Here is a 26071-nt window from a genome sequence, read left to right on the forward strand (position 1 = left end):
CTATTGTTTTCGGGTTGCTTGCTTCCACCGCCGGGCCTGCTTCTGCCGCTCCAGCGTCTGCTGCAGCTCCCGCCAGTGCGCGATATAGAAGGATAGAATCTTGCCGACGTAGTAGGCATAGGCGCCCACGATAAGCAGTAAGGCGCATAGTAGATCTGGGAACATAGAAAGGGCGTTGGGGTGGGAAAACATCAGGCCGCGGTGGCATAGCTGCCTTCATACTCAGTCAATAAATCCTGCAGGCCAGCCTCAGTGAAGGCCTCGTAAATGGCCTCAACAATGCGCTGGCTCATTTTTGGGGGCACAGAATTTCCAATGAATTTCTTCTGATCGGTAGCGCTGCCCAGTAGCACGTAGCCTTCCGGAAAGCCCTGAATTTTCAGCAATTCCTCGACCAGCAACATCCGCATCAGCACGTCCGAGAGGCCATAGACACGCATGAAGCGCCGAATCAGGCGCATCGTGTCGCTGTCGTCGGGTTGCTCTAGCCAGTGCTGGGGCTCAGCCCCGACAACTGAGCTGGCCAGGTAGTGATTGTCACCCGTCAGGAGCGTGGGGCCGGAGTTGTCCAGGCTACGGCCGACGTTGTTGAACTTGTTATCGAGCAACCAGTCCTGCGGCTGCACCACGTAAGGATGATGGCGACTGGCCAGCAGGGGAGGGGCGGGCGCGTCGAGGCTGGTGCCCACGTTATCGAAATTGGTGTTCATCACCCAGGGCTCGGCCCCAGCAATGCGTTCCGCTTCGGTTACGACGTGATGATCATTCGTTAGAATGGACCCGGCCGGGCCGTGCACGGACTGATGGTTGTGCGCCCCGCTGCCATAGCGTTTGTCAAGCCAAACCAATTCCGCTTCCGTCTGCACGACGCCCATGCGGTCGTTGCAGGTCAGGGCACCCGATGGATCTGCAAACCCACTGACGTTGTTGCCGGAGCTGTAATACTTGGTCAGGAAACCCTGCTCGTATTCAGGCTGCACCATGCTCAATGGGGCTTTATCCTGCCGGGCGATAATGGTGTTGCCTGTATCGTCGACCGACTTGTTGCCGCCGTACCAGCCGGGATTTGTCAAAAACTCCCCCGGAAGGGCTTTACTCAGAAATTCGGGCTGCACTACGTCGGGCAGGAACCCACACGCCAGCGTCGGCCCTGGGCCATTGAGATGCACCCCGGGATTTGGCTTACCGGATGGGGCGTTGCTACTACGCTTCAGTAGCCAGGCCTGCCGGGCCTCGGGCGTCAGCTGCACTCCGCCGCTTTCGCCGGAAGCGAGGCCCTGCAGGAAGGCTGTTACCTGTTTCATGTCGCGGCCGGCCACGTATTGACACAGCCCGGCATAAATGCGCTGGAGGGTTTTTTCAACCAATGGATCGGCTACCTGCTCGCCCTTTTTGTTTGTGCGGGTCCGATTGAAAATGCTCCGCCCTTTCAAGTCCAGGCGCAAGCAGGGGCGCACCGGTAGCCACGGTTCGGTACCCAGGGTTTTGCCTCCTTTGGAATGCGTAGCCTCGGGCCAGCGCACCGGCAAGCCCACCTTGGCAAACACCATAAACAAGCGAATCCGCGACGTTCTTTCACCGTAATCTGCGGCATTTAAAAGCCGGTAGTGGCACACGTATCCCAAATCCTCAATGGACTGCTTCCAGCGCAGGAAGTCGCGGCCCTTGGTTCTGGACTCAGGAATCATAACCGGGGAATCTTCCCAGCATAGCTCCCCGATTTCATTCACTACCTGCCGCTGCACCGGCTTGCCGTTCTTGCGCAGCTTGGGCTGACCATCGGGCCGCAAGACGTCCTGCATCACCTTCACGCGGCGCGTGCATGGATTCCCCTGTTTATCGCGCTTTTGCACCAAGGGGCCCCAGGCCATAAACTCGCGTACGTTCTCGACCATGAAGTACAGGGGCTGCACGGCCCGGATGTACCGCTCCATGTGCTCAGCTAAGGTCCGCGAGTCAGCATCCCGGCTCTGGCCACCCTTGGCATTCGAGAAATTGGTGCATTCCAAGGATGCCCAAAGCAGCGCCGTCCGCACCAGCAGGTTGGCGTCTAACCTGGTTATATCCTCAATAAAGTGCTTCGCCGCCTCGTGGTTGGCCTTGTGCGAGGCAATGGCCAGCGCATCGTGGTTGACAACCTGCGTAGTGCTTACCACTTTCTGGCCCTGATAGCGAGCCGCTTCAAAGCCGCTGGTGGTGCCCCCGGCGCCGCAGAACAAATCCGTGGCGGTAAAGAGCATCCAGGAAGCCATTGCCCGGGTAACAATTTGGCGGGCCTGCCCGAACAGTGGCAGCGTTGCATAAACTGCTTGCATCCCCCTTAGCCCTTTAGTTGCACCATCCAGGCCCGCACTAACGCACTATACTCGACCTGGGCCCGGAAGGCCACCGGGCACGCCTCCAGCTCACTCAGCAGCTGCTCTCGGCTTAGCGTACGGCCCTCGCGGCAATAGGTGCCCTGGCGAAGCGACCCGATGGCAGCGCGGGTAGGCGCCGGCGTCAAGGGCTCAAGCAGTGTAATCGTGCTGCTGAGGCCCGCCTCCAGGAAGGTGCTTTCTCCCAGTTCCAGCCAGTCGGAACCGTGACGAAAATAAATGCCGGCCAGCGCAACATACGCCGCAGCTGGAACCGTCAGGGTGGCCGCCGGCGGGGCTAAAGCAAGGGAGGTAGACATGGGCAGTTGGGATTAGAAAATAAGTATTTTGTTGCTTTTTATACGCAATCCCGAATCTATAAGTTCGCCTTTTGCAACTAAATTTAATAGCGCTAATTTACATGAAAATCATTACCAAGTACATTGTTTCGGATTTAGTCGCAGCCTATCTTGCTCGCCTGATTATTGCTTTTCTAATGTCCTATTTGGCAGATACAGCTTTGGTAGACGTGGACTCAGCGTGCTGGATTTTGGACGTAACTATTATCGAAATTTTGGGAGAGCAGGCCCTGCACATTTTGCTGAGTCCGGAAGCAGGGCTGGGGGATGCGTTGGTAATTCCACTCGCCTACTTTCCCTTCCTTCAGCGGGAGCTGGCGCAACCCGAACCGGCCTGCGGCTGGGTGCCGGAAGGAAACGGCATTACCAGCACGGTATACTGGCCGGAGCTGGGCCAGCGCTGCTCGGTTAACCGGCTCCACGGCATGCACTTTGAATACCAGATGGCCACCATGTACGCGTTGGCCTGAGCCGGGCACAAAAAAGGCGGACCGTTGCAGCGGCCCGCCCCTCAGCACTATGCCCGTTTCCTTACCGGAAAGGCATGGCCTCATACACCTGCTTAAAAGAGTGGCCCAACGCTTCAATAACGGGCCGCAGGTGGGGTTCGTCAAATTCACGGCCGAGCTGCACGCACTCACCCCAATCAAGGGTATTGGGAGTGGTGGAACGATCAATCTGCAACTGGCCATCCACGTCGAGGGGCATGGTCAGCAAGGTATTGTCGACAATGCAGTACGCTGCCCCGCTGGGTAGGTGATAGGCAATCAGCAGTACGCCCGGGCTCTTGTCTGACCCTTGCTGCTCAATGGAAAGTTGTTCTGCCATGGGGAGGTAGGCGTGGATTAGGTGGAAGAAGTTGAAACGGTGTAACCGGCCGCCCGCGCCTGAAATGTGGCCTCTTGCCAAGCTCTGGTAAAGCAACCTTCCTGAATAGCGGCGCGCAACTGGGTGACGCCGGCAAAGCAGAACTGCAGACTGGTTTTTCCCAGGGGCTGCAGCAGCTGGTCGGCCTCGGTGGCAGTGAAGCAGCCAATGTCCTGGCCACTGGCCAGCACTACCGAGCATCCCGGCCGCCGCCGCCGACCGGCGGCAGCCGGGAAAATGTCATAGACGACGCCCGCGAGCTGATAGATCTGGCAATACACGGCTTGCCCAACCTGAATACTACGTGCTGACATAGGCTTAGTATTCCTGGTCAGCGGCTAGGGCAGCGCTTTCAAAATCGTCGGCGTCGCTGCTGTATCCCTCGTGGTACTCGTTATCCATTTCCCCGACCGGATCAAAGTTCCCGTACAGGTCCCCGTCCTGTTCCATATTCTCCGCCAGCGGGGTATCGGCTATCTCGTCGTACATAGAATGGTAGTTTTAAATTGCTGTTACAATCTATGTATTTATACGAATAGGGCCGTTTTTTGTTGCTATATATCAACACAAGCAACTACAAACAATAGCATAATTCTGCGGCTTCGGGTATCAATAAAAAAGCCCGGCTCTGGGGCCGGGCTTCTGTACTTTACAAGGGTGTTTAGGCAGCCACGCTCATAGCCTGCTGCCGCTGGTTGTAGCGCGCGAGGGCTTCAGCATCGCGGCGCTTCACCAAGGCCTTATCAGTAGCGGCCAGCAGTTCGAGCATGGAGGTTATCGTATGCGGCCGTTTCACGGCATCGCGGCCCCGCTGCTTTTCCTCTTCGCTCAGCAGGCTGGAGTTCGTGAAGCTGTCGAGCATATCATTCATCAGTTCTCCACCCTCGGCAAACCACTTCAGCCCCTCGCCCAGCCCGAACGAGCCCCCAATGGCCTCCGAAATAGCCGCGCAAAGCACTTCGGCCAATCGGTCCCGCTTGCGACCTGCATAATACACGTTGATGGCGTAGTGGCGGGTCTGCTCACTCAGAACATCAGAGTTAGAAACCAAGTAGCGGCGAACGTTGCTGAGCATATCCATGACGAAAGGGGGGGGGGTAAAAGTGCTTGCCTTATATGGAGTTATACGGAAAATAAGCCCCCATCCGCTAATAATTCGCAACAAAAAACCCCCTTATTTAGCTTCAAACAGGCATTTACCCCCCAACCGCCCCTAATTTCTATTGCCGGTGTAACCTGGCCCGCCTAGATCCTGTATATTTGTCCAAGCTCATATCGGCGGTTGAAGGAGGTTTGCGTTGTAACTCACCTAGTTCGCTTACGATTTGAGGCAAAAGGCCACCGTGGTAACACGGTGGCCTTTTTTTGTGCCCTGAGGGGCCGCTTTATCTAACCCAGCCGACCTTGACTGGCCCACTCGCCCGGCAGTAGAAGCCTGCCCCGTTCCCACCTGGATTGCGCTTGGCAGTCATTTGAATCCTCCTTCTGATCAGAAGTTGTGAGCCGTGTTCCGGAACCAAAAATCCCTCTAACTTCGCGACTAGAATTAGTAGCAAATTGCGATTAATTCTGATTGCTTTAAGATGAAATTCACTCCTTTCAACCTCACAAAAGCTATGCTGTTACGCCCATTTGCTTATTCCGCGCTGCTCTCGCTTCTGGCGCTGGCCGCCTGCAAAGATGATGATATACCTGCCCCCGGCCTGCCTGAGGCAACCCAAACTGGTCAGAATACTGGCGGTGCCAAGGTCGACGGCACTGTATGGTTGCCGATTCAACAGTTCCTGCTTGCCGGCAAACCCTTGGAGGCTCGTTATGCCAAGTCGTCTACGGGAAACGAGTTGAACCTGTATTTCGGCCGCTTCCCCATCGAGCAGGATGATCCATTCAACGAAACCAGCATCAATCTGCACGTGCCCGATATCCGCACTGCCGGTACCGTGCTCTTCAACCAGCCAGCGGACCCCAGATTGACCACGAGCAATCCCGCCTACGCCACCTTCACTTACGGCAAACCCAGCCCGGACCAGGTGCTCATTACCGGTCCCACGGCCACTGGGAAACTGGTGGTCACCCGTCTCGATACGATTGCCCGAGTTGTCGCCGGCACCTACGAGTTCCGTGCTCAGGCACTCTCAGGCACTGGCTCCGTGAACGTGACGGAAGGGCGCTTCGACCTGAAATACTAATCCTCTTACCCTATTCCATTTTTCATGAAAAAACTCTTTACCGGCCTTACCTTACTTCTCGGGGCGGCCTCAGCGCACGCACAAACATTTACTGATCCGCGAAGTCAGTTTACGCAGTTGGTGGACAGCCTGATTGCGCCACTGGATAAGTCGCGAATTCCCGGTAGCATCCTCTATGACCGGGTGCCGGCGCTGGCCAACCTGCATCAGTTCAACAAGTATACCCCCTCATCTGCGTCTCACTTCTTTCAAAGCTACTTCGAGCTGCGCGAATCAGCTTACGGGCTTAGTTCCTTCACGCTGGAGCGCTCGGCTTTGCGGCCCCTGGCCGAGGACCAAACGACGGCTTCAACGTCTATGGGAGGTACGCTGCCGGTCGGCGTGCTAGATTACCAGTTCGCAGTACTCGATACGCTGGCTGAGGAACGCGGTACTATCCGTGAGATTGGCGGCCTGTATTACGATGGGGTAGGCTCCCCGTATCAAACGAACCGGATAACGGTCGTTTCCCCCCTAGCTGACAGCGTGGCCCAGCAAGTGCAGCTGTCGATGCCGGCCATGTTCCAGTTCCAGAATACCAGCCGTACTGTTTCATTCGGGTTGTTGCAGGTTGGCAATTCACAGTTTTACCTGAGCAACAACAACTCCACGCTGATCAACTTCCCGGGCACCGGCGTTCAGAATCTGTCGTTCACGCTCTATTTCTCTGATGGCTCCAGCTCGATTGCGCAGGCCCGCGTCTATGTGAAGCCGCAGCTGGCCAGCCGCCCCAACGGTGCGGTTACCGCGCCGATTTCCCCCAATATCATCAGCGGTAACTGGAGGGATTACGACGGCAATACTACATACGGAGAAGGTGAAGCTATCAGCTATCTCTTTAATCCTCAAAGCAAAAGTGACGGTAAGCTTCGCAATCCACTGATCGTCATGGATGGCTTTGACCCGTCCGACAAGCGTAAAATTGACCGGATCTATGATGATTTCGCCCCGCTGGTTCCGGCACTTGAGGTTGCTGGAAAAGAACGTGACCTGGTTATCCTGAACTTCCCGAAAACTCTCCGTCGCGTAGATACGCCCAGGCAAAATACGCTCTACAAACAGATTGATGGAGGTGCCGATTTTGTTGAGCGTAATTCTCTCGTGCTTGTCGAATTGCTGAACCGTATCAAGCCCCTGATGGCCGACCCGAACCAGAAGGTTTCCATCATTGGGCCCAGCATGGGCGGTCTGATTTCACGCTATGCCCTGGCCTTGATGGAGAAGAATTTTGCCAATTCAGCTAATCCGGCTACGTTCAACAATCCTTATTGGAAGCACAATGTTGATCTGTGGTTTTCTTTCGACGGCCCCCACCAGGGTGCCAACGTACCCCTAGGCGACCAGGAATTTATTGACTACTTCAAGGGCATGTCAGAGTCTGCGGAAGTCAACGCGGCTCGTCTGAACTCCATTGCTGCAATGCAGATGCTGGTGACACACCGCCGCGACATGTCGGGCGGCAATTACCACATCCCGTTCATGCGCAACCTGCAGAATAATGGTTTACCGGGTTCGTTTGGCTACCCTACTCAGGTAAGGCGCGTGGCGCTTGCCAACGGCATCATCAATGGCCAGATGAATTCTGCAGCCGGCAGCCCAGGGGCTTCCGGGTTGCAGCTGGACGTGGCCCGAATCAACGGCAATAAGCGCCGGCAATTCTTCTACCGCTCAACCACGCCCGGAACACAGATTGCAGCCAACATGTATTTTTCCCCGGCTGCTGGCCAGCGGGGAACTGTATTCAACGGGGAAGCGCGTGTGATTGTCGCCCTGTTCAAGCCTATTGAAAAGCGTCGTGAAATTAAAATCACCAGCGGCTCCCAGGGCAGCTATGACCTGGCGCCCGGCGGCACGTATGATTCGCAGTTCCAAATCAAAGACGGCACACTGAACGGCAAGCAGCTTCCTGGCATCGAGTTCCGCTTTACGACTGTACGGCCGCTTCACAGCTTCATTCCTACGGTAAGCGCCTTGGGCTTCCAGTACAGAAGCCTGGCGAACTACAACGGTACCGGCCAGCTGCCGAATCCCTACACCGACCTGTCTACGCGCGCTCTTGCCTGCAACGACGAAACGCCGTTTGACTCGTATTACGCCTACCCTTACAACAACGGCTCGCACGTGACCCTGGATGGGCCAGCGCAGCAGTTCGTTGTTCGCGAGCTGTTCAACGTCACCCAGCCGGTCACTTTCGCGGCAAGCAATCCTACCTCTATGTGCCCGAATGCCACCACGGCCCTCGCCATTGTAGGCTGCGGTCAGCGTCAGGGACCTATTACCTACAACTGGAGCCTCACCGGCCCGGCCGTATTCATGAATACGGGCACGAATTCCTCACCCAACGCGGACATTTATCAGAGCATCCGCAGCACAGGTGCCGGCACTATTACGGTTTCCGTAGTGGCCGTGCGCGCAGGCGCTGCCCCCAGTCCTGCCGCCACCTATTCGCTTAACTCCGTGGCCACCGCAACGCCACTGAATGCTTACGTCGTACTGCAGCCTGGTCAAGTACGTATCTGCCCGTACAACACGGTTACTGTTCGGGCTGATGGCCTCACGGCCGGCCCTTACACCTGGACCAAACGTACCATCCGGCCAGGTATGACAACAACGCCGCAACGGATCACGACTACCACGCCCGAACTGCCCGTTGCTGTGCGCTACGATGAGGTAGAAGTTACCGTAACGGCTCCGGGCCTTTGCTCCGGCACCATGCTTCCACTGGAAACCATCTACGTAGGGCCGGATTACGACCCCAGCGGCGGCCGTACCATCTGCGACCCTTACACGTATGAGCTGGGTCCAGTCCCCTCGAATCAGTACCTGCAGGTAAGCACGCTCTCCTCGACGAATCCTGCTGAAGCCGCTGACGCAATGCGCCGCCCGGACGATGAAAATCCCCATGCGTATCAGGCGGATCTCTACAATGACCGCGGTAAAAAGGTCAAGTCCGGTAATACCCGAAACGGACGGCTGCGCTTCGATACCCAGGATTTACCCAGCGGTATCTACCACATTAAATTCCGTCGAGGCAGCCAATCTGAGTCCCGCAATATTGTAATCCAACACTAACCTTTTCCCGCTTCTACAGCAAGTCCCGGCTAATCATCACACGATGAGGCCGGGACTTTTCTTTTACATCGCACTTGAAATATTATAACCATATTTGCAACTAATATTAGCTGCGCTTACCTATCTATTTACCTGCCTGTTGCTTCCTCCGCCACATTCGCAGACAGTCGGTATTTGTTGACTCCTGCTCACCCTCTGAGTACAGTTCAATTTTTCCTGAAACCATCCCAATTGCTTAGGGCCACTATCCCCAGCATTGGATTACACGCAAGCTATGAGCCTGATTAGTACAAATCCTGTTTACAAGCAATTTGCTGGGAAGATGAAATACCTGGGCCTGGCCTTCTCCACCGTTCTGTTCGCGACGGCCGGAGTGCAGGCCCAACAACGAGACTCGGTAGAGCTGCCCCGTCGAATCGAGCTGCAGAACGTGGATGTAGCTCCGTCGGCCGTCGATACAAAGGGCTGGCTGCTGCTGGACAACGATGTTAAAACTGAATTGGAGGGAGGAGTCTCCAACCTCTATAACTTCAAATTCGATAGGGCTGAAAGGCAGTTCCGTTCCTTGCGCCGGCGGTATATGGACCATCCGCTGCCCTATTTCCTGATGGGCCTGAGCGCCTGGTGGAAAATCGTTCCCACCAACGTCACCACCAAGCAGTTCGACAAGACGTTCTTCGCCTACATGGATACTGCCACGACTAAGGCGGAAGCCCTTTACCGGCAGGACAACCAGAACTACGAGGCCTGCTTCTTTCTGTCGGCTGCCTACGGCTTTTCCTCCCGGCTGCACGCTGAGCGGCATGATTTCGCCCGGGCTACGATTGAGGCAAAACGGGCGCTGGACTATCTAGAGAAAAGCCGTGAGGCCAATGGCCTGAGCCCGGAATTTCTCTTTGGCCAGGCTCTGTTCAATTACTACGCGGTCTGGATCGGGGAGGAAAAACCCTGGCTAAAGCCCGTGCTGTTGTTCTTCCCCAAAGGAAACAAGCAGCTGGGCCTGCAGCAGCTGCGAAACGTGACACAAAATGCGGTGTACACGGGTCCGGAAGCAAAATTCTTCCTGGTGAAGATTCTGACAGGGGAGCGGGAAAACCGGGCGGAAGAAGCATTTCCGGTACTTCAGCAACTGGTGCGGGATTATCCGGACAACCCGTATTTCCAGCGTCTCTATGCCCTGCAATGCTTCAACAAAGGAGATTTCCGGGAGTGTGAGCGGGCCAGTCAGGATATACTGGATAAGTATAATCAGGGCCAGCCGGGTTTCGACGGGTTTGCTGGCCGCTACGCCGCCTACTTCCTGGGCTTCATCCGTAGCAACAAGTACAAGGACGTGGCCAAGGCAAAGGGGTACTATCAGCGGTGCATTGTGTTCTCGGAGACTACCGATCAGGTAAAGGGCGGCTATTACCAGTTTGCCAACCTGAGCTTGGCCCGCATTGCAGTAGCCGAAAAGGACATGCAGGCTGCCAAGCGCTATTATCAGGCCGTGCTGGGTGCCGCTGAACGCCGCTCCTCGGTATACGAGGAAGCCAGGACATTTATGCGGGTTAACCGGCGGCCATCCTCCACGACGGCCACGGATACTGCGCCAACGCGTGCCATGGCCAGCCGCGACCGGTAAAGGCGCCCGATATCGCACAAAATAAGAAGGGCCCGGTCAGATTGACCGGGCCCTTCTTGCGTTCTGTACGGCTGTCTTATGCTTTGGTGGGGGCTTCGTGCTCCACCTGCGGGCCGTCCTGGGAGGCCATCGACCATGCAGTTTCAAGGCGTTGGTCCAGCTTTTCAACCTGGAAGTTGGCCGCTACCTGCTCTTCGCTGGTTTGGGGGGTGTTCATGGGCTTGCTCATGGGTAAAAGTAAATAAGGGTTTGTACTCCGAGGAAAGATGAACCCACCGACCTACTCGGCTAGAATCGGTGGGGTTAGTGTATTCGCTGCCGCGCAGCGGCGAAGAAGATAACTGGCCAGTAAGCGCCCCCACACCAAGTAGAAGGCGGCGGCAATCAGCTGCTGCTCACTGATGGCGGCGGTGCCCTGTAGCAGCCCCATCAGCAGGGTCGGCACCTGGGCAGGCAACCGGAGAATGGCCTCCCCATGATGAAACAGCGTCAGGCTCAGCAGCAGCACGAAAAAGAAGCTGTTGCCCAGCCCGTATAGCAGCAAAGCCATCTTGGGTCGTAGCAGCACTTTTCCGCGGCTTGTAAGCACCCGCAGGGCGCTGGCACGGGTGAAGGCTTCTCGAACGACCTGCGTGGCGCTGAGCAGCAGATTTGGCTGGTTGGTCAGGTCGGCCAGCATCCAGTAGCCGTCCCGGCGCACAAATGGATTAAACTGCCAGATGGCTGAAACTGTGATAGTCGTGCTGGCCAGCAGTAGGGCGTGGGAATCCGTCGCCACATACGCCAGGGCCAGACCGGTGGCCAGCAGCAGCTGCGCCACGATGCCGCCCAGGTTGGCAATCATGCGCTGGTGCCGTGAGGCTTCCCAGATGCCGGTGATATCAGCAAACAGGACCGGAAACACGTAGGCGTAAAAGCCAAAGCCAATCCCGCCGTGACGGATTCCCAGCCGGGCACACGCCGCAATGTGGCCTACCTCGTGCAACAGTACCGAACCATAGAGCAGCGGGATAACCACGGCATATTCGGCAATGCCCGCCCCGCGTATGGGAGTGCTTTTAAGCAGTATTCCTCCCAACAGCCCTATTTGAGCGGCAACGAGCGGCCAGAATACAGCCGGCCGGTACAAGGGCCGCAATGGGACGGCCAGTAAGCCAGCAGCAGTAGGAGATAGCAACGGTATCTGCAGGGCGATATGATCCAGCAAGGACCGCGCATCGACCGGCGGGACCGGCTCATCACGAAGTAGTGAGCATCCACCGAAGCGGCCGGTAATCAGCCGGGTAAACTGCTCGATGTCAAACGCAGTCTGAAATGTCTGATTGAAACGCTCCAGTGCCTGCGCGATGGTCGGGGACTGCAGCAGAATACGGTACAATTCCGCCGCGTCGGCATTCACGCGCACATATTGACCTGACGGGGCCGTAATCAGCCACGTTTGCTTGTCGAAGGCGCTCAGGCGCGTATTATCCACCAGTAGCATAAGTTTAGGCTACTACCGTGTCGTCAGTCATTGATACGTGTTCCACCTGCATCCGAGCCTGGTCAACAGTGTGCTGCACTCGGCTCATTTGTTGGCAGTAGGTGGCAATGCGCGGCCTCAGGTAGGCAGCCAGCTGCTCCAGCCCGAGCGACGTGGCCAGATCCAGGCTGCGCTGGTAATGCTGGCACCCGAGTTCCATCAGCCTGAGCGCTACACCTGAGGTATAGAGATACTTCTGCTGCAGGCTGACTGGTACTTGGTCGGGGTCTATGTTGTGCTCCATCAGCCAGGCCGATACCTCGGAATGAGCATAGGTATACTGGTTCTGTTCCCAGTCCTGCACGAAATCTTCAATGTCATCAAAATACTGGCTGCCGATATGGATGCCGGCCAGACAAGCCAACACCTCGTCTACAGGGGCAGAATTCTCCCCCAAGCAGCTCATGGCATAAGCCATTGCAAAACAGATGGCTGATTTGCCGGCAGCCAGCTCCTCGAACTGCTGCACTGTTAGGGCCGGGCGCAGCTCAGCGTACTTCTTTTCCTCCAGATTGGCGGCCATGTAGCGCTGCTTGCACTCATCGAAATGAACCCAGAACGGGCTGCCATCGGGGAAAAGCCTCGTTAGCCCGTGTACGGCCGTCTCCTGCAGGGACATTACTTCAAACAGGTGGCGGGCCTGCAGGGCACCCTGCTGGGTGGCCGGCGAGTCCACCAGCTTATCAATCCCAATAATGAAGCTGAAATACAGGTAGCTGTGAATGGTTAGCTCCTCCAGCTGGGGCAGGCGCACGTGCGGAAACAGCGGGGCCAGAAATTGGGGTAGCTCCACGTAGAATACGTAGGCATTGAGGGTTTTCGCCCCGATAAGCTGCTGTTTGAACTGCTCGCTGATGCTTAGCTCAGCGACGAACTGCTGAAGGGCCTGGGTGAACACGGTACCGGATTTATTGCTGCGTGGGATTGCTTAGTACCAGGGCGAAGCTGGGATACACGCGTAACATTCCGGATTCTTGGAGGCCGCCCGTTACCTGCCGCTCATTGGTTCATCAAACATAGCAAGTAAATCTTTATGCTACTAAAATTAGTTGCAATAACAAACTCTGCTTGTCCCCATAACGCACAGAAACCGCCTGGTTTAGGCGGTTTCTTGCTTAGCTGCATATCGTAAGTTGAGTCCTGGCAGGCTGCTAGGAAAGATACTGGGCGACTGGTCCCCCGGCAAGCACGCCTGCCGCTGCACCCGGACGAGTGAGCATAGCATCAGCGGCCACACTTAAAACTGCCGTATCGCCTTGATCAAGCATTGTCAGCTGCTCACGCAGCACCCGGCAGAGTGGGCGCCAGAACCCGCTATCAGAGATGGCCAGCGCCCTGCTCAGGCGCACGCGACCCTTGGTGGCCGAGTCCGCCACCGGCTCCAGCAGCACGATCTGAAGCGTTGCCGGTTTGGCGGCTACCGCATCCTGAAGCCACTGCTCGATTTTGGCTCTGGGAATCTTGCTGAGTTGAATATCGGCCATTACCGGCGACAGCTCACCGGCCTGCGCCGCTAGCAGCACCAACGGGATACCCTCCAGCGGTACCATCAGGTTTACGCTAACATCCGCAAAGCCCCAAGCGTCCAACAATCGAGGCAGATCCGGCGCATCGCGGCCCGGGCCCGCGCGGTGCACCAGTACCAAGCCACCTCCCTCCAGCAGATGCAGCTGGGTGAGCCTGCGCTTAGAGGGCAAAGGCAACAGCGCATTGACGACGGGCACGGGCAGCAGCACGGGCAGTTGGGCTTGGGGAGGTTGGCAGGTGGTAAACATAACGAAAACGGGCTAAAAATGGAGAAATTACCATAGGCTGGGGGCAGGCTCGATGCCTGCCCCCAGCCTATCGCGGCCGCGCAACCACCCGGCGCGGGGCCGGGTGGCTGGGGTGGGTCGGCTACTCCTCGGCCGGGGCCGCCTCGTAGGTGGGGGCCGTTTGGCCGGTGATGTGGTAGAAAGCTTTCTGGGCAAGGCTGGCAGCGGATAAAACCAGCTTCTTGTCGTTTTTCAGGGCGTTCAGCCAGTTCTGAATGTAGGCCGTAGCGTTGTCGATGGTGGCCGACATATCAAGGCCCGCGGCGGCACTTAGGAAAGCGGCGGTCATTTCGGCCGTTAGTTCCTCCTTGGCGTAGGTGGTGCTTCCGAAACCCGCGTTTTCAACCAACTCGGGACGGTTCAGGCGGCGCTGGTGGCCGGTGCTGTGGGCCAATTCGTGGAATAGGGTGGCGTAGTAGCCTTCAACCGAGTTGAACGTCTGCGGGGCGGGCATCAGCACTTCGTCGACGGATTTGCGGTATAGTGCTTGGTCGCCCTTAAAGTACAGGCTAGGGCCTTCCAGCTCACCCATGTAATTCACGCAAATCCGCTCGGCTTCGGCGTGGGGCTCATGCTCGCGAGTTTGCAGCTCGGGCAACTTCCAGTCAACGCCGTCGATCTGGGCAATGTTGAAAACGGTCGAGTAGCGCAACAGGGGGAAAACGTCCTTTTCACCGGTCTGCTTGTTCTCCTTCTGGATGTGCGAGAAGTACACGACCATCATACCCTTTTCACCCTTGCGGACCTGTCCGCCTACCTGCTCGGCCTGCTTATAAGTCATGAACAGCGGATATTCGTAGGGCAGCATACCCAGCAAAAACGCGTTGATGCTCTGGTATACGTGACCGCTTACGTAGTTGCGCGGGGCACCGGCACCGGCGTTCCACGGCTTGCGCCACGGAATAATGCCGCCTTCTAGGGCCGTTACGATGCGGTCGGTAACCATTTGGAAAACGTCGGGCCGGGAGGCGGCAGCTTTGCTGGCGGCGGCTTTCTTGGGGGCGGTGGCAGTGCTCTTTTTCATAGGAAGGTAGGTTGCTTGCGTTGTATATAGTTATACGGCAGCCGCCCACTTTTGTATATAGAAAGCAACAAAAAAAGCCCTCTATTATCCCTGTTAAAGGATTTTCTCCCCAACTGCCCCGACTCAAAAACCGTTACTCAGGCCGCGTTACGAGTTGGGCTGTCAACGGCGGCAAACAGGCATGACTGCACGGGTGCTGCCGGCATTTTGTCTGTGGCTGGGACTGGAGCGGCCTCGGGCCGGGGGTCGTCGCCCCATGGGGTTATTTGCTTGCCATACTTCTGTATTTCCTCCTCCCGCCATACTGTATGCGCAGCGGCACGGCGGGGCTTGTGGGCCGCGACAATCGGGCCGCTGTGGCCACTGGGGCGAATGCAGTAACTGCCGGCGGCGGCGTGGCAATGAGGGCAGGCTACCTCGCGGTAATCGTAGCGGTTGGGGTCCATTTCAGCCATGCTGGGAGGGATTGGGGCAATAGGGAAGAAGTAGCTTACAGCAGGTCGCTGATGGTGGCAAAGGCCTGATTGCCGACCAGTCGCACCTGACTGGCCGAGTATACTGCGCGGCGGTCCTCCTTGCGAAAGAAGTGGCAGGCTGTGTAGGGGTCGTAGCTGATGGCCGTAAGGGGCTGGCCGGGGATACTGGTAAACGTGCCCTTTGCAAAGGCATGCACATTCTTGCACCTGTCCCGCAGCACACGCTGGCGCCCGGCTTCCTTTACTTCCAATTTCACGTTCTGCAGGTGCACGTCGGGCAACGTGGCCACCACCCGCTCTTTACCGTCGACTTTGTACAGTACTGACCAATAACCGTTGTGCTTCAGGTTGCGGTACACTTTTACCTGCTGGCCTTCTAGGTCGATGGTGAGGGGACGAATCATAGCAGCAAGTCTGTTGCTATATATACGCAAAACTGCTGATTACGTTGATAACCCACCGCGCTATTATCAGCTGCAATTGTGCTGAAATCGCACATTTACCCCTGTTGCCCCTTATTGCTTGGTCGCGGAAATGTTCCTTTTTAGAACATGCTTTCATGGCCCAACCAGACCAAATAGTTTTGTCTCATTCTACAACCCATCAACCGTAACAGCCTTGAAACTCAAATCCTTTATCGAGCTGCGCACCGCGGCCGGCTTGACCCAGGAGCAACTGGCCCGGCGCATGCACATGAGCCGAACCCCTTACCAGAAACTGGAAGCTGGCCATACTGTGCCGAATATTCTTCACCTCCAGCGGCTCGCCGCAGCCCTACAAATCAACATGAGCAACCTGTATACCTTCTCTGAGCAAGACACTCCGCGTACAGAGTTGCAGTTTATGCGCCAATCCATGGAGAGCATGATTTATTCGCGGCTGGGGGCCGTGGACGGTTACGACGAGCGTATTCCCTTCGATGAGCTGGAGGAGCATGATTGGGATTGGCTCCGCTTCAACGGCATTGAAACCAAAGCCCAGTATGAGGCCGCCCCAACTTTCGTGTCCCGTACCAGTGACGCCGCCCACGCCGTGGTTTTCGCCAAAGTTGTTCAGGATATGGATATCTATTCCTGGTTTCACCATGGGCTCATTCACGATGAGATGCTGGTGAAATGGTGGAACGAACACCAAGCCACCTATGAACCCTACTTCACGTTTGAAACTACGGCATTCGGCCGCGTAATCAAGCGCAATGAGATTCCGGCGCTGGCTGAGCCGGGTCTTACCCTACCTTCACCATCTCCTCAGCTGGAGCAGCTGCAGGGCGAGTCGGAAGAATTCTGGCAGGTTATTCAGCAGCAGTCTACCGCTCAGCATATCGCATTTGGACTGCATGAAGCTGTGTATGGGACTAATTCCTTGCGCTGTGAAACTCTACAGGCTACCCTGTCCCAGGATAAAGCGGCATATAACCGGACACTCACGCGCTTAATAGGTCTGGCCTGGATCACACCTGACCTGAGCGCGGAGGATGTGGTATTTATGGAAGAACGCCGCTTGCAGAGCGGGGAAGCTGACCCGGATGGACTGTATGCCGAGGCCGCCGGCCGGTGGCCACAAGACTAGGTGATTTATCTTTGCTGCATGGAAATTCAACCCCTTCGTTTTACTCTCCAGGCGACTGATCCTGCACGCTCTATCCTTACGCCTACTGTCGTCAACATTGACAACTGGGATCAGCTGCGTGATGTGGAGCTAACGGAGCTACGGCTAACTGGAGGCCTCGATTTATCGACGGCCACGCGAGTAATCGGTCTGAATGCCTGGCTGGCCATTTCGTGCCGTCCGCTGCCGCAATTGGCTCAGCCGGGGGGCAGCTATCAGGTGGACCTGATCGACGAAAGCGCCGTGAGCATCACAGCTACGCTTACCAGCATACAGGATGTAAGCAGCTTAGCTCAGGAATTGAACAAGCTGATTGAGCCCATGCACGGTGTAAGAGGCCGATAAGCTCACTTCTTGCGCGGCGTGATAGTGTAAGCGGCATCCAAGCCATCCAGCGCCTCTTTGATCCGGCGCAAATGCACCGCGTCGTCTGCGTAAAAGTCAATGTAATACCGATTGTCCTTAAGCTTTCCCCGGGTGTAGATACGGGTACCCTGGCTGCCGGCCCGCCATACCACGTTATAGTACTGATTCTGCAGTGCTTGATCAGCTGGGTCAACTGCCAGCAGCAGCACGCGCATAGGCATCTCGTCTGAAATGTAATCCGGCTCCTCCTGACCGACCAAAGCCAGAATGGACTCTTTGGAAACGGGTGGCGGAAGCTCCGGCAGCGGCCGCCAGTGCGTCACCCACATCCAAGGCGACACATTGTATATGTCCCCGTGTTGGTCCTGCCATTGCTGGGTTGGGTAGTGGTAACACCCGACGGATATATACCGCTCGGTAAACCTTCTCACTACTACAATTTCAACCAACTCCGACCACTCCGGCTCTTCACCGATAAAGGCGGGAGACCGTTCGGATGTCAAGTACCAGTCAGGACCATCTGAAGCCATAGAGGAGGGAGTAAGAAACTGCAGCAAGTTAGTAAGAGTGCCTACTATGCAGCTATCAAAGCAATGCGCAGCCAGGATCTAGTCTTTTTCTGCGGTCTAATTATTCTATCTTGCTTCCAATGTTTTAATCCCTCCTTATGAAAAAAACCATATTGATTTCCGCCTTCATTGTATCGACACTAATTGCTCGCGCACAGTCACAAGACTGTAGCACCGTAAAAAAGGAGAATGAAGTGTTGCGTGCCCAAGTTACCGCATACGAAGCGCGTTTAGGTATTGGCAAGCAAGGGGTCACCGTCACTAGCCCCGACCCGACGCTGCAATGTAAATTCCTATCCTGCACTGCCAGCCGTAAAACGCAAACAGCTGTGCTTTCCTTTTTGGTGAATAATACCGCTGCACCTGTTCCGATCGGTTTAATCAGCAGCCTATACATTCATTCGGGCAATCGGTCCCGTGCCGTGGATGAGCAAGGTACCGAGTTCGGCAGCGGCAAGATCTTGGTTGGAACCAGTGACACACCTACGCCATTGCCAACCGGAGTGCCAATTAAAGTGACGGTTGAGTTGCTGAACGTGCCAGTTCAAACTACCAGATTCAACCTGATTGAGGCTGTGGTAGTGAAAGATGCCCCTGGAGGCCAGCAACAGCACGTTATCGGCTTCCGCAGCGTACCCATTGTTTGGAAACCCTAGGCTCCTTTTACTTGGCGTAGTTCTGCCTATACTGCTTTCTAGCGCACTTGCAGCAAGTCGCTGAGCTGCGTGGTATAGGCAGGACTACGCCAAGAAGCCTTCGCAGCCCAGGGAGCCACCGCCAAGCCTGGGGCCGGTATGGCCGTAGCCAAGCGCACGGTATTCTTACCAAAGCGCCGGTTCAGTGCATCCATCTCTGCCATGATGAGGCTCCGCTTCTCCGATGGGGGCTCAGCGCAAAAGAGTGATAGTTGCACCTGCCCGGCCGGCTCCAGTCCATCGAGCACGATGCCGGCCTTCACGTAGCGGCCCGGCTGCCAGATGGCCGCCAGGACGGCGCGGGCCTGCGTCAGCAGCTCACCGGTATCATTGGTAGCCCTTGGAAGCGTAACGACAGCCGAAAAGGTGTAGGGTGGCGGTTCCAACCCATAGCGGCTCTTGCTGACAAAGACTGTCAGCATGTGGGCGGCATCAGCCTGCCGCCGCAGCTTTTCGGCGCCACGGGAAAGGAACGTGGCTACCGCGCCCAGCACGTCGTCGAATGATGTGAGAGCCTGACCAAAGGACCGGGAACAGCAGATACTCTGTCGACGCAAGCTCCCGTCCTCGCTGGGGGCCAGCCCGTGACAGGGGTAGCCCTGCAGCTCGCGCACCAGACGCGCTCCGACGACACCGCCCAGGTGCTTGCGGGCAAAAGAGTCTGAGCACGCGGCCAGTTCCGCCGCCGAATAGATGCCGGCGGCTGTCAGCTTGGCTGCGTACTGGCGGCCTACGCCCCAAACATCCTCCACGGCTACCTGCTCCAGGGCCCAGCGCCGGCGCTCATCCGTATCGAGGAACACCACGCCGCCGTGCTCCGGCTGCTTTTTAGCCAAGCGGTTAGCGAGCTTAGCCAGCGTTTTTGTGGGTGCGACGCCCACGCAGTTCGGCAGGCCGGTGCGCTTCAGCACTTTGGCCCGTAGGTTCCGGGCGAAGGTATCCAGGCTGCCCAGGTAGCGTTCCATGCCGTGCAGGTCCATGAACGCCTCGTCTATGGAGTAGATTTCAACCTCGGGGGCATTTTGCGCCAGGCAGTACATCACCCGGCGCGACATATCCCCATATAGCGGGTAGTTGCTGCTGAACACGTGTACCTGGTGGCGCTCCAGCAGCTCTTTGACCTGAAAGTACGGATCGCCCATCTGCAGGCCCAGAACCTTCGCCTCAGCCGAGCGGCTGATGATACAGCCATCATTATTTGACAGCACCACTACGGGTTTTCCTTGCAACCGGGGTTGAAATACAGATTCACAGTTGCAGTAAAAGTTGTTGATATCGAGCAACCCAAACATGGCTTCTAATCTCGGGTGCGCAGTAACGCGCCCATTTTACCCGGGATCAGTTCATGTAGTACATGCGTAACCACTCCCCATATCTGCACGTCGCCGGCATCGTGGATCTGCCAGGGTTTGAAGGCCGGGTTTTCGGGCTTCAGCCACCAGGCCCCGTCCTCACACCATAAGCGCTTCACGGTGCATTCTCCATCAATTACGGCCACCACAATGTGATTGTGGTCAGCTTCCATCTGTTTGTCGACGGCTAACAAGTCGCCTTCGTGGATTTCCGCGCCCGCCATACTTTCGCCCATTACCCGTACCAGATACGTTGCATCCGGATGCCGCAGCAGCAACCGGTTCAAGTCGAACATTTCCTCTATTTCATCACTGGCCGGACTTGGAAAGCCAGCTGGAACAGAGCAGCTGAATAGGGGCAGTAGAAAGGGGATGTCACTATCAGGAACCGGAATTAGTTCTACGGTTTGCATGGCGCTTGCAGTAGGTGAGGAGTACAAGTATACGCTTCTACTAACTTATTTAGCCATAAGAAGCTAAAACAGGTAGTAATTCAAGTATAGCGTTTCTACAATTGCCTACTCAATTTTATGGGCAGCCCATATGAAAGGCCCACTGCGACTCTTTACATTTGCCTCCGGTAGTCCCTTTACAGGTGTGTGGGGGACTATTAGGGCGGTAGACCGCTAACCACGCCGATTGCAACAAAAAGCCCCATCATCACTGATGGGGCTTTCCTTTTTCATGGGAGAGAGATCTGGATCAGATGCCTTTGACTAAGTTGAGAAAGTCGTCCAGCTTGTATGCTCCATCTACAACCCGGCGTTCATACACCATGAAGAAACGGAATGCGTTACCGGCTTTCTGAACCCAGTACTCACCCAGTTTGATTTTCTGCTCCGCATCGAGGTGATCTCCTTTGGTTTCTACCATCAACGTTTTGCCGCTCTTGGTCTGGATGATAAAGTCGGGATAGTGGTTTAGAAACCCATTAATCCGGAAGCCTTTGCGCTCCAGATTACGCGTCCAGAAGGCAATGTTGGGAAGGTTGGCCAACTCGTTGATAACCCGTTCCTCAAAGCCATTGATCTTGCCTTCCTTTTCGTAGAGCGACTTGGCAATGTCCTTGCCCGTGTCGCCCGGCGTAATCTGAGCCGGCAGCGCATAGGAGGGCTTCATCAGGATTTTATCCTGATCGAGGAAGTTGCGAAACTGTTTCAGCGCGTACGCCTCCGACAGCTGCCGGATTTTGTCTTTTATCTTCTGGGTATAAGTATGCTCATGATTAGCAAAGTCCGTAAACTGTTCATCCGTAAAGTCCTCCAGAATGCGCTTTAGGTAGCGCTCAATCTCTTTGTCGGCAATCGGGTACAGATTGCCGATGAGGCTCATGATACGGCTCGTAAAGTTCTTTACGCGGCTTTCCTTGCGGGACGGATCGAGAATGAACGTCATAATGCGCTCCTTCGCGTCGCCGTCGATACGGGTGAAGGTGGGGGTTGCTTCCTTTTTGGTTTCATCCAGATCCACGCGATAGAGTTCTGAGGAAACCCCATCGAACTTGATGTCCGTATTCTCCTTCCCGAGCTGGAAGCCTTCGAGGAGATAATCCTTTTCCAGCAAAACAGTATCACCTTCTCCGCTATCAAAAAGAGTGGCGGAAGGCTTTTTCCAGAAAAACTGGGGAAGCAATAACGTTGCTGCCTGCTCACGGAATAGCTCTTTGACGGGGTATGTTTTCACGAGCGACTGGAGGGCTGTTGGGAGGAAAGGAGCACCGCTGGCTGTGCTGGCGGCTACAGTTTTTTCAAACTCAGCCTGTTGAGCCAGGGCCACTTCTGTAATGGCCAGCACCGAACCCGCCGCTGGCGTGGCAGGAAGTACCTGTGGGTGTGTCACCGATACGGCCGAGGCTGCTTCATCCGTTACCGGCTCGACGGGAGCAATCTTACCGAAATCAATATCGGCCAGTTCATCGGCCGCAGACGACTGAGTAGACGGCCCATCGAAGTTTAGAGGGGCTTGCACGAAGCTGGCCAGCGGATCAGGCTTAGGAGTTAGCGTATTAGCATCAGCTACTTTATAGTCACGGGAGCTAAAGCCGGCTTTATTCAGGCCCACCACGATTTTGTCGAGCGTATCTAGAAACTTGCTGGAGGCCGTCAGCACGTAGCTCATGTTGAGCATGGGCGCCTGATGCGGGGCAACATATGGCTGGCGCAGCACGCGTCCCAGGATCTGCTCCACGTCCACGGCCGACGACTTATCGGCCAGTGAGGCCAAGATGTAGGCAAACGGCGCGTCCCAGCCCTCTTTTAAGGCATTCACCGTGATGATATAGCGAACCTGGCACTTCGGCGATGACAGGTCCTCATTCTTCAGCTCGTTGAGCCCAGCCGTTTTGATGCGTATATGTTCAGCCGGGATCTTGCGGTCGATGAGCTTCTGTTTCAGCAGCTCGAAAGTCGTATTGTCATCGGCTGTCTTAGGCTGCGCCTGAAACAGCACAATAGGACGGATATAACGGCCGCCTTCCTTTTGCTCCCTCTTGGCTTGAAGCTCCAGGTTTCGCTGCAGCTGCAAGGCAGAATTAATGACTTCAGTCCGGTCGTTGTGATTGTAAACGATAACCGGCAACTTCACCATGTGCTCCTTTTTCAGGGCCAGGGCATCTACGAAGCTGATAATGTTGCTGTTCTTGCGCGGGGTAGCCGTCAGGTCAAGAATAAAAGCCGGGTTCAGATTTTTGAGCATGTCCACGCTCAGATCACTTTCGGCGTTATGGCTTTCGTCAACAACTACTACCGGATTCAAAGCCTGAATTACGCGCATGAGGGTGATATCTTCCTCATCGCCCAATAGAGTACCGAAAGACTGTAAGTTGCCGTTTTCCTGGTACACCTTGCGGTCCTCCTTGTTGCGGGCCCGCAACGAGTCGAAGCTGAGCACTACCAGGCTCAGCTGCTCCTGCACCGAACTGGCCGAAAAGCCGCTACCCTGCAGTAGCGCCGTTTTATCATACACTTCCACGCGGCCGGCGAAGTGCGTGCTGATTTTCTGCCGGTAGGGGTGGCCAGCGTTTTTCAGATTGCGCAGCGTCTGCTCCAGAATCGTGACGGAGGGCACCAGCCACACTACCGCTTTGGGGCGGTCGGGAGGAAAAGCGCTGAATATCGTGCGCAGGGCATTGGCCGCCAGAAACGTTTTTCCGCCAGCAGTGGGCACCTTGACGCATACGTGTGGCACGCCGGGTACAGTGTTTTTGTAGGGCTCCACGGCCGCGCTGGGAAAGGGCTGCAGGGGCGTACGCGGGTGCATGGCCCAGAAGTCGTGGAACGCGTCGGGCAGGTTCTTGGTGGCCTGCACGCAGTCTAGAAAGCGGGCTAGGTCAGTAATAACCTCCTGCTGGTAGGGTTTTAGCTCCATATCGGCCGGATATTAAAAGCGCGAAATGTCGCGGGGAATTTTTTTGAAGATGATGCCGTGCCGGGTCATAAACTCAGCCGGGAGCAAGCAGTTATCGGCGTAAATAATGTACTGGCCAGCGCGGGTGCGCATGGTGGCCAGAAAATTATGGTTGAGAGTAGTTACGGCGTCCGGATCGTAATGGAAGTAGTAGGCCGTATTATCATGTTGGGCCAGAAAAGCATCATTGTCGTCGTTCGAGGGAGCGGGCAGCGGCTGCTTGGTTTCGGCGTAATAGATGTACCGGCGCAGGCCTGCCAGTCCGGCCTGCTCATTCAGCTCACCGGAGGCTGTAAATACAGCCTCCCCCAAGGTGTAGTAGTCGAAGCTACCACCAGTACCAGGTTGGCTGGCATACCCCTTCATGACCCGCTTCACCCGTTCCGCTGTGATGTGCTCAGCGTAATCTTCCATCTCCGTCAGGATGAACTTACGGTTACCACCATCCTGCTGATTCAATTTTAGTACGGCATGGGCTGTAGTACCACTGCCAGCAAAGCTGTCAAGGATTATGCAATCTGGATCGTGCGGGTCCGTCACTTGTCCAATCAACATCTCAGGAAGTGCCACTGGTTTCGGAAAGTCGAAAACACCCTGGCCCAGAATTGATCCTATAATTTTTGTTCCCTCCGCAGTACTGGTGGACGTAATGACGGAAGAAATAGACTTGTATTGACTGGCCATTTCGTCGGAAAACACCTTTTGACGGGGCCGACCATCTGGTGACGCAGGAAATAGAATGCGCCCTTCGCTAACACGTTTGGCCATTGTGTTTTTATCAAAGCGCCATCCCTTGTGAGGCGGGGGATAAATATCACCTGTAGTTGGATTAACCAAGTCATAGTGAAGGTTGGGCCGCTGCTCCTTCGTTGCCAAGCCCGTAACGTCAGCACTCCTCCATGGGCCCCGCGGGTCATTATCTGGGTTCGAGAACTTTGTCAAATCCTTCTCTACGCCGCGTAACTTCACTAAATCAGTTTTACGATAAGTCAGGATATATTCATGATCATTCGATACGCCTGTAACAGCTCTTGCATCCTCACTAACCCTTGATTTCCAGATAAATTCGGTGACAAATTGTGCCCGCCCGAATATCTCATCCATCACGATACGCAGATATGAGATTTCATTGTCATCAATTGAGATGAATATAATACCATCATCCGCTAGCAGTTTATGCAGCAGCTTCAGACGCGGGTACATCATACACAGCCACTTGTCATGGCGTGAAAGATCTTCGCCTTCTTTGCCCACTACTTGACTGAGCCACTTCTTGATTTTGGGGTCGTTAACGTTGTCGTTGTATACCCACCCTTCGTTCCCGGTGTTGTAGGGAGGATCTATGTAGATGCACTTAACCTTATTCTCATATTCGGGCAACAGAGCTTTCAGGGCTTCGAGATTGTCACCGTGAATGATGCGGTTACCGCTGTCGGCTGGCTCGGTAGTTTGAGTACCGTCGGCTAGGGCACCGTACTGGTGGTCAAGGAGCCGAAAAGGAACGTCCTGGTGATGGTTGATAACCTTATCTTTACCAATCCACTGAAGGGTAGGCATGCGTTACAGTCGTATCGGTGAAACCACTAAGGTAACTCCCGGCACGCACCCAAGCTAAATTTCGACCTGATGGCAGCCAGCACTGATAGCGCTGAGAATGCCAAGTCTCCGGGTGCAGTCATTCAATTTATTGCTCATGAAAGAGATGATAGGATAGATGGAAACAGAAGAAAAGACATTTAAAATCTTGTGCATAGACGGGGGCGGCATCAAAGGGCTCTACTCAGCTACAATTCTACAGCACTTGGAGGAGCAGTTCGACTGCTGCATCTCTGACCGTTTTGACATGCTGTGTGGCACGTCTACGGGTGGCCTCATAGCGCTGGCTCTTTCCTTAAGAATCCCTGCTGCTGAGATAGTCCAATTCTATCGGGAAGAAGGGGCCAATATCTTCCCGCAGTACACAAAAAGCCGTTGGATTCACCGCTTCATCAGCGGTTTCAAGCAGATCACTTGGAATGGCAAGTTCAGCGATGAGCCTTTAAAGAAAGCCTTGCAAAAGGTGTTTGGTGAAAAGGTACTGGGGCAAAGTGAAAACCTGCTTTGCATTCCATCCTACACTATCACGGATGCCCGGCCCTGGATTTTTAAGTTCGATCATACGGAGGGAAAGCTGAACCGCGACAACGGCATCCGCTACGTGGATGTGGCACTGGCCACCAGCGCTGCTCCAACCTATTTTCCCGTGGCCGAGAACCCGGACTATCACAATAAGCAGTTCATTGATGGTGGGGTATGGGCGAATAATCCCACGTTGGTTGGCTTTCTGGAAGCCCTGACCTACTTCGTTGGCAAGGACAAGGAATTTAAGAAGCTCAGTATCCTCTCCGTAAGTAGCCTCACCCTGACAGGTGGTACCCGAACCGGTAAGAAACGGAATAGATCCTTTTTTGGGTGGCGTGACTCGCTGTTTGAAACGTCCATGACGGGTCAGAGTCATTTCACGGATCACTTCATGACCAAGATGAATGAGGTAAACGACGTGGATGTGAACTACCTGCGCATTCCCAGCCCGGACATATCGCACGAGCAGGCCGGTCAGGTGCAATTAGACGTGGCTACTGAAAATGCCCTGGACTTACTGGCTGGCAAAGGAGATGATCAAGGCCAACGTTTCCGAAAAGACCCCAGAATTGCTGAATTCTTCGCCCACCCCAAACACTACAAAACCCACTAATA

The 26071-nt window shown here is 55.4% G+C and carries 27 protein-coding genes; 8 read left to right on the forward strand and 19 right to left on the reverse strand.

The features are described 5' to 3' along the window. The 3 genes from CHB83_RS23870 to CHB83_RS18615 are packed head-to-tail and all read right to left on the reverse strand — an operon-like array spanning nucleotide 1 to nucleotide 2674. Complete coding sequence (locus tag CHB83_RS23870; RefSeq protein ID WP_179225561.1) at nucleotides 1-165, reverse strand: hypothetical protein; 165 nt, start codon at nucleotides 163-165, stop codon at nucleotides 1-3. A gap of 26 nt (nucleotides 166-191) precedes the next feature. Further along, nucleotides 192-2315, reverse strand: a complete 2124-nt coding sequence (locus CHB83_RS18610) for a DNA cytosine methyltransferase (protein ID WP_089333707.1) — start codon at nucleotides 2313-2315, stop codon at nucleotides 192-194. A gap of 5 nt (nucleotides 2316-2320) precedes the next feature. Next, a complete protein-coding gene (locus tag CHB83_RS18615) occupies nucleotides 2321-2674 on the reverse strand; it encodes a hypothetical protein (protein ID WP_089333708.1) in 354 nt (117 codons plus the stop codon). A gap of 101 nt (nucleotides 2675-2775) precedes the next feature. On the opposite strand from CHB83_RS18615, the gene CHB83_RS18620 reads away from it, so the two are divergent. Further along, nucleotides 2776-3183 (forward strand): hypothetical protein, encoded by a 408-nt coding sequence (locus CHB83_RS18620; RefSeq protein WP_089333709.1) that lies wholly within the window; start codon nucleotides 2776-2778, stop codon nucleotides 3181-3183. A 61-nt stretch (nucleotides 3184-3244) separates the two neighbouring features. Here CHB83_RS18620 and CHB83_RS18625 read toward each other — a convergent pair whose 3' ends face one another. The 4 genes from CHB83_RS18625 to CHB83_RS18635 form a co-directional block, all read right to left on the reverse strand. After that, entirely contained in the window at nucleotides 3245-3541 is a 297-nt protein-coding gene (locus tag CHB83_RS18625; RefSeq protein WP_089333710.1) for a hypothetical protein, read from the reverse strand. A gap of 17 nt (nucleotides 3542-3558) precedes the next feature. Then, nucleotides 3559-3894: a hypothetical protein gene (locus CHB83_RS18630; protein WP_089333711.1), complete on the reverse strand. Its 336-nt coding sequence runs from the start codon at nucleotides 3892-3894 to the stop codon at nucleotides 3559-3561. Between the two features lie 4 nt (nucleotides 3895-3898). After that, a complete protein-coding gene (locus CHB83_RS23875; protein ID WP_179225562.1) occupies nucleotides 3899-4069 on the reverse strand; it encodes a hypothetical protein in 171 nt (56 codons plus the stop codon). Nucleotides 4070-4241: 172 nt separating this feature from the next. Continuing rightward, entirely contained in the window at nucleotides 4242-4661 is a 420-nt protein-coding gene (locus tag CHB83_RS18635) for a hypothetical protein (protein WP_089333712.1), read from the reverse strand. 502 nt (nucleotides 4662-5163) lie between these two features. On the opposite strand from CHB83_RS18635, the gene CHB83_RS18640 reads away from it, so the two are divergent. The 3 genes from CHB83_RS18640 (at nucleotide 5164) to CHB83_RS18650 (ending at nucleotide 10504) form a co-directional block, all read left to right on the forward strand. Next, entirely contained in the window at nucleotides 5164-5769 is a 606-nt protein-coding gene (locus tag CHB83_RS18640; protein ID WP_089333713.1) for a hypothetical protein, read from the forward strand. 24 nt (nucleotides 5770-5793) lie between these two features. Next, the gene (locus CHB83_RS18645; protein ID WP_089333714.1) at nucleotides 5794-8880 is read left to right on the forward strand and encodes a T9SS type A sorting domain-containing protein; all 3087 of its coding nucleotides are present in this window, start codon (nucleotides 5794-5796) and stop codon (nucleotides 8878-8880) included. A 322-nt stretch (nucleotides 8881-9202) separates the two neighbouring features. After that, nucleotides 9203-10504 carry a tol-pal system protein YbgF gene (locus CHB83_RS18650; protein WP_089333715.1) on the forward strand — a complete coding sequence of 434 codons (1302 nt, stop codon included), beginning with the start codon at nucleotides 9203-9205 and terminating at the stop codon, nucleotides 10502-10504. A 76-nt stretch (nucleotides 10505-10580) separates the two neighbouring features. On the opposite strand, the gene CHB83_RS23880 is transcribed toward CHB83_RS18650, so the two are convergent. The 7 genes from CHB83_RS23880 to CHB83_RS18680 form a co-directional block, all read right to left on the reverse strand. Beyond that, the gene (locus tag CHB83_RS23880; protein ID WP_179225563.1) at nucleotides 10581-10733 is read right to left on the reverse strand and encodes a hypothetical protein; all 153 of its coding nucleotides are present in this window, start codon (nucleotides 10731-10733) and stop codon (nucleotides 10581-10583) included. 51 nt (nucleotides 10734-10784) lie between these two features. Then, nucleotides 10785-11987, reverse strand: coding sequence for a hypothetical protein (locus tag CHB83_RS18655; protein ID WP_089333716.1), 1203 nt, complete (start codon nucleotides 11985-11987; stop codon nucleotides 10785-10787). Nucleotides 11988-11991: 4 nt separating this feature from the next. After that, nucleotides 11992-12924 (reverse strand): hypothetical protein, encoded by a 933-nt coding sequence (locus tag CHB83_RS18660; RefSeq protein ID WP_089333717.1) that lies wholly within the window; start codon nucleotides 12922-12924, stop codon nucleotides 11992-11994. Nucleotides 12925-13177: 253 nt separating this feature from the next. Then, on the reverse strand, nucleotides 13178-13801 hold the full coding sequence (locus CHB83_RS18665) for a hypothetical protein (RefSeq protein WP_089333718.1): 624 nt from the start codon (nucleotides 13799-13801) through the stop codon (nucleotides 13178-13180). A gap of 121 nt (nucleotides 13802-13922) precedes the next feature. Further along, entirely contained in the window at nucleotides 13923-14864 is a 942-nt protein-coding gene (locus tag CHB83_RS18670) for an ArdC family protein (RefSeq protein WP_089333719.1), read from the reverse strand. Nucleotides 14865-15001: 137 nt separating this feature from the next. Then, nucleotides 15002-15319: a zinc finger domain-containing protein gene (locus CHB83_RS18675; RefSeq protein ID WP_089333720.1), complete on the reverse strand. Its 318-nt coding sequence runs from the start codon at nucleotides 15317-15319 to the stop codon at nucleotides 15002-15004. Nucleotides 15320-15354: 35 nt separating this feature from the next. Continuing rightward, nucleotides 15355-15744 carry a hypothetical protein gene (locus tag CHB83_RS18680; RefSeq protein ID WP_089333721.1) on the reverse strand — a complete coding sequence of 130 codons (390 nt, stop codon included), beginning with the start codon at nucleotides 15742-15744 and terminating at the stop codon, nucleotides 15355-15357. Between the two features lie 214 nt (nucleotides 15745-15958). Here CHB83_RS18680 and CHB83_RS18685 point away from each other — a divergent pair, with 214 nt between their 5' ends. Together CHB83_RS18685 and CHB83_RS18690 are read left to right on the forward strand one after the other, a co-directional pair. Beyond that, complete coding sequence (locus CHB83_RS18685) at nucleotides 15959-16909, forward strand: helix-turn-helix domain-containing protein (protein WP_179225564.1); 951 nt, start codon at nucleotides 15959-15961, stop codon at nucleotides 16907-16909. An 18-nt stretch (nucleotides 16910-16927) separates the two neighbouring features. Further along, nucleotides 16928-17293, forward strand: a complete 366-nt coding sequence (locus CHB83_RS18690; RefSeq protein ID WP_089333723.1) for a hypothetical protein — start codon at nucleotides 16928-16930, stop codon at nucleotides 17291-17293. Between the two features lie 2 nt (nucleotides 17294-17295). Here the strand turns inward: CHB83_RS18690 and CHB83_RS23600 are convergent, their stop codons facing one another. Next, complete coding sequence (locus CHB83_RS23600) at nucleotides 17296-17844, reverse strand: hypothetical protein (RefSeq protein ID WP_143437190.1); 549 nt, start codon at nucleotides 17842-17844, stop codon at nucleotides 17296-17298. Between the two features lie 137 nt (nucleotides 17845-17981). On the opposite strand from CHB83_RS23600, the gene CHB83_RS18700 reads away from it, so the two are divergent. After that, nucleotides 17982-18539, forward strand: coding sequence for a hypothetical protein (locus tag CHB83_RS18700; RefSeq protein ID WP_089333725.1), 558 nt, complete (start codon nucleotides 17982-17984; stop codon nucleotides 18537-18539). Nucleotides 18540-18577: 38 nt separating this feature from the next. Here CHB83_RS18700 and CHB83_RS18705 read toward each other — a convergent pair whose 3' ends face one another. From CHB83_RS18705 to CHB83_RS18720, 4 genes are all read right to left on the reverse strand, one after another. Further along, nucleotides 18578-19870 (reverse strand): Y-family DNA polymerase, encoded by a 1293-nt coding sequence (locus tag CHB83_RS18705; RefSeq protein ID WP_089333726.1) that lies wholly within the window; start codon nucleotides 19868-19870, stop codon nucleotides 18578-18580. 5 nt (nucleotides 19871-19875) lie between these two features. Continuing rightward, nucleotides 19876-20343 (reverse strand): LexA family protein, encoded by a 468-nt coding sequence (locus tag CHB83_RS18710; protein ID WP_089333727.1) that lies wholly within the window; start codon nucleotides 20341-20343, stop codon nucleotides 19876-19878. A gap of 289 nt (nucleotides 20344-20632) precedes the next feature. Next, complete coding sequence (locus CHB83_RS18715; RefSeq protein ID WP_089333728.1) at nucleotides 20633-23296, reverse strand: DEAD/DEAH box helicase; 2664 nt, start codon at nucleotides 23294-23296, stop codon at nucleotides 20633-20635. A gap of 12 nt (nucleotides 23297-23308) precedes the next feature. Then, a complete protein-coding gene (locus CHB83_RS18720; protein ID WP_089333729.1) occupies nucleotides 23309-24892 on the reverse strand; it encodes a site-specific DNA-methyltransferase in 1584 nt (527 codons plus the stop codon). Between the two features lie 157 nt (nucleotides 24893-25049). Here CHB83_RS18720 and CHB83_RS18725 point away from each other — a divergent pair, with 157 nt between their 5' ends. Beyond that, nucleotides 25050-26069 (forward strand): CBASS cGAMP-activated phospholipase, encoded by a 1020-nt coding sequence (locus tag CHB83_RS18725; RefSeq protein ID WP_089333730.1) that lies wholly within the window; start codon nucleotides 25050-25052, stop codon nucleotides 26067-26069. Nucleotides 26070-26071 lie beyond the last annotated feature (2 nt).

Origin of the sequence: Hymenobacter mucosus (assembly GCF_900188255.1) — a bacterium.
GTDB lineage: Bacteria > Bacteroidota > Bacteroidia > Cytophagales > Hymenobacteraceae > Hymenobacter > Hymenobacter mucosus.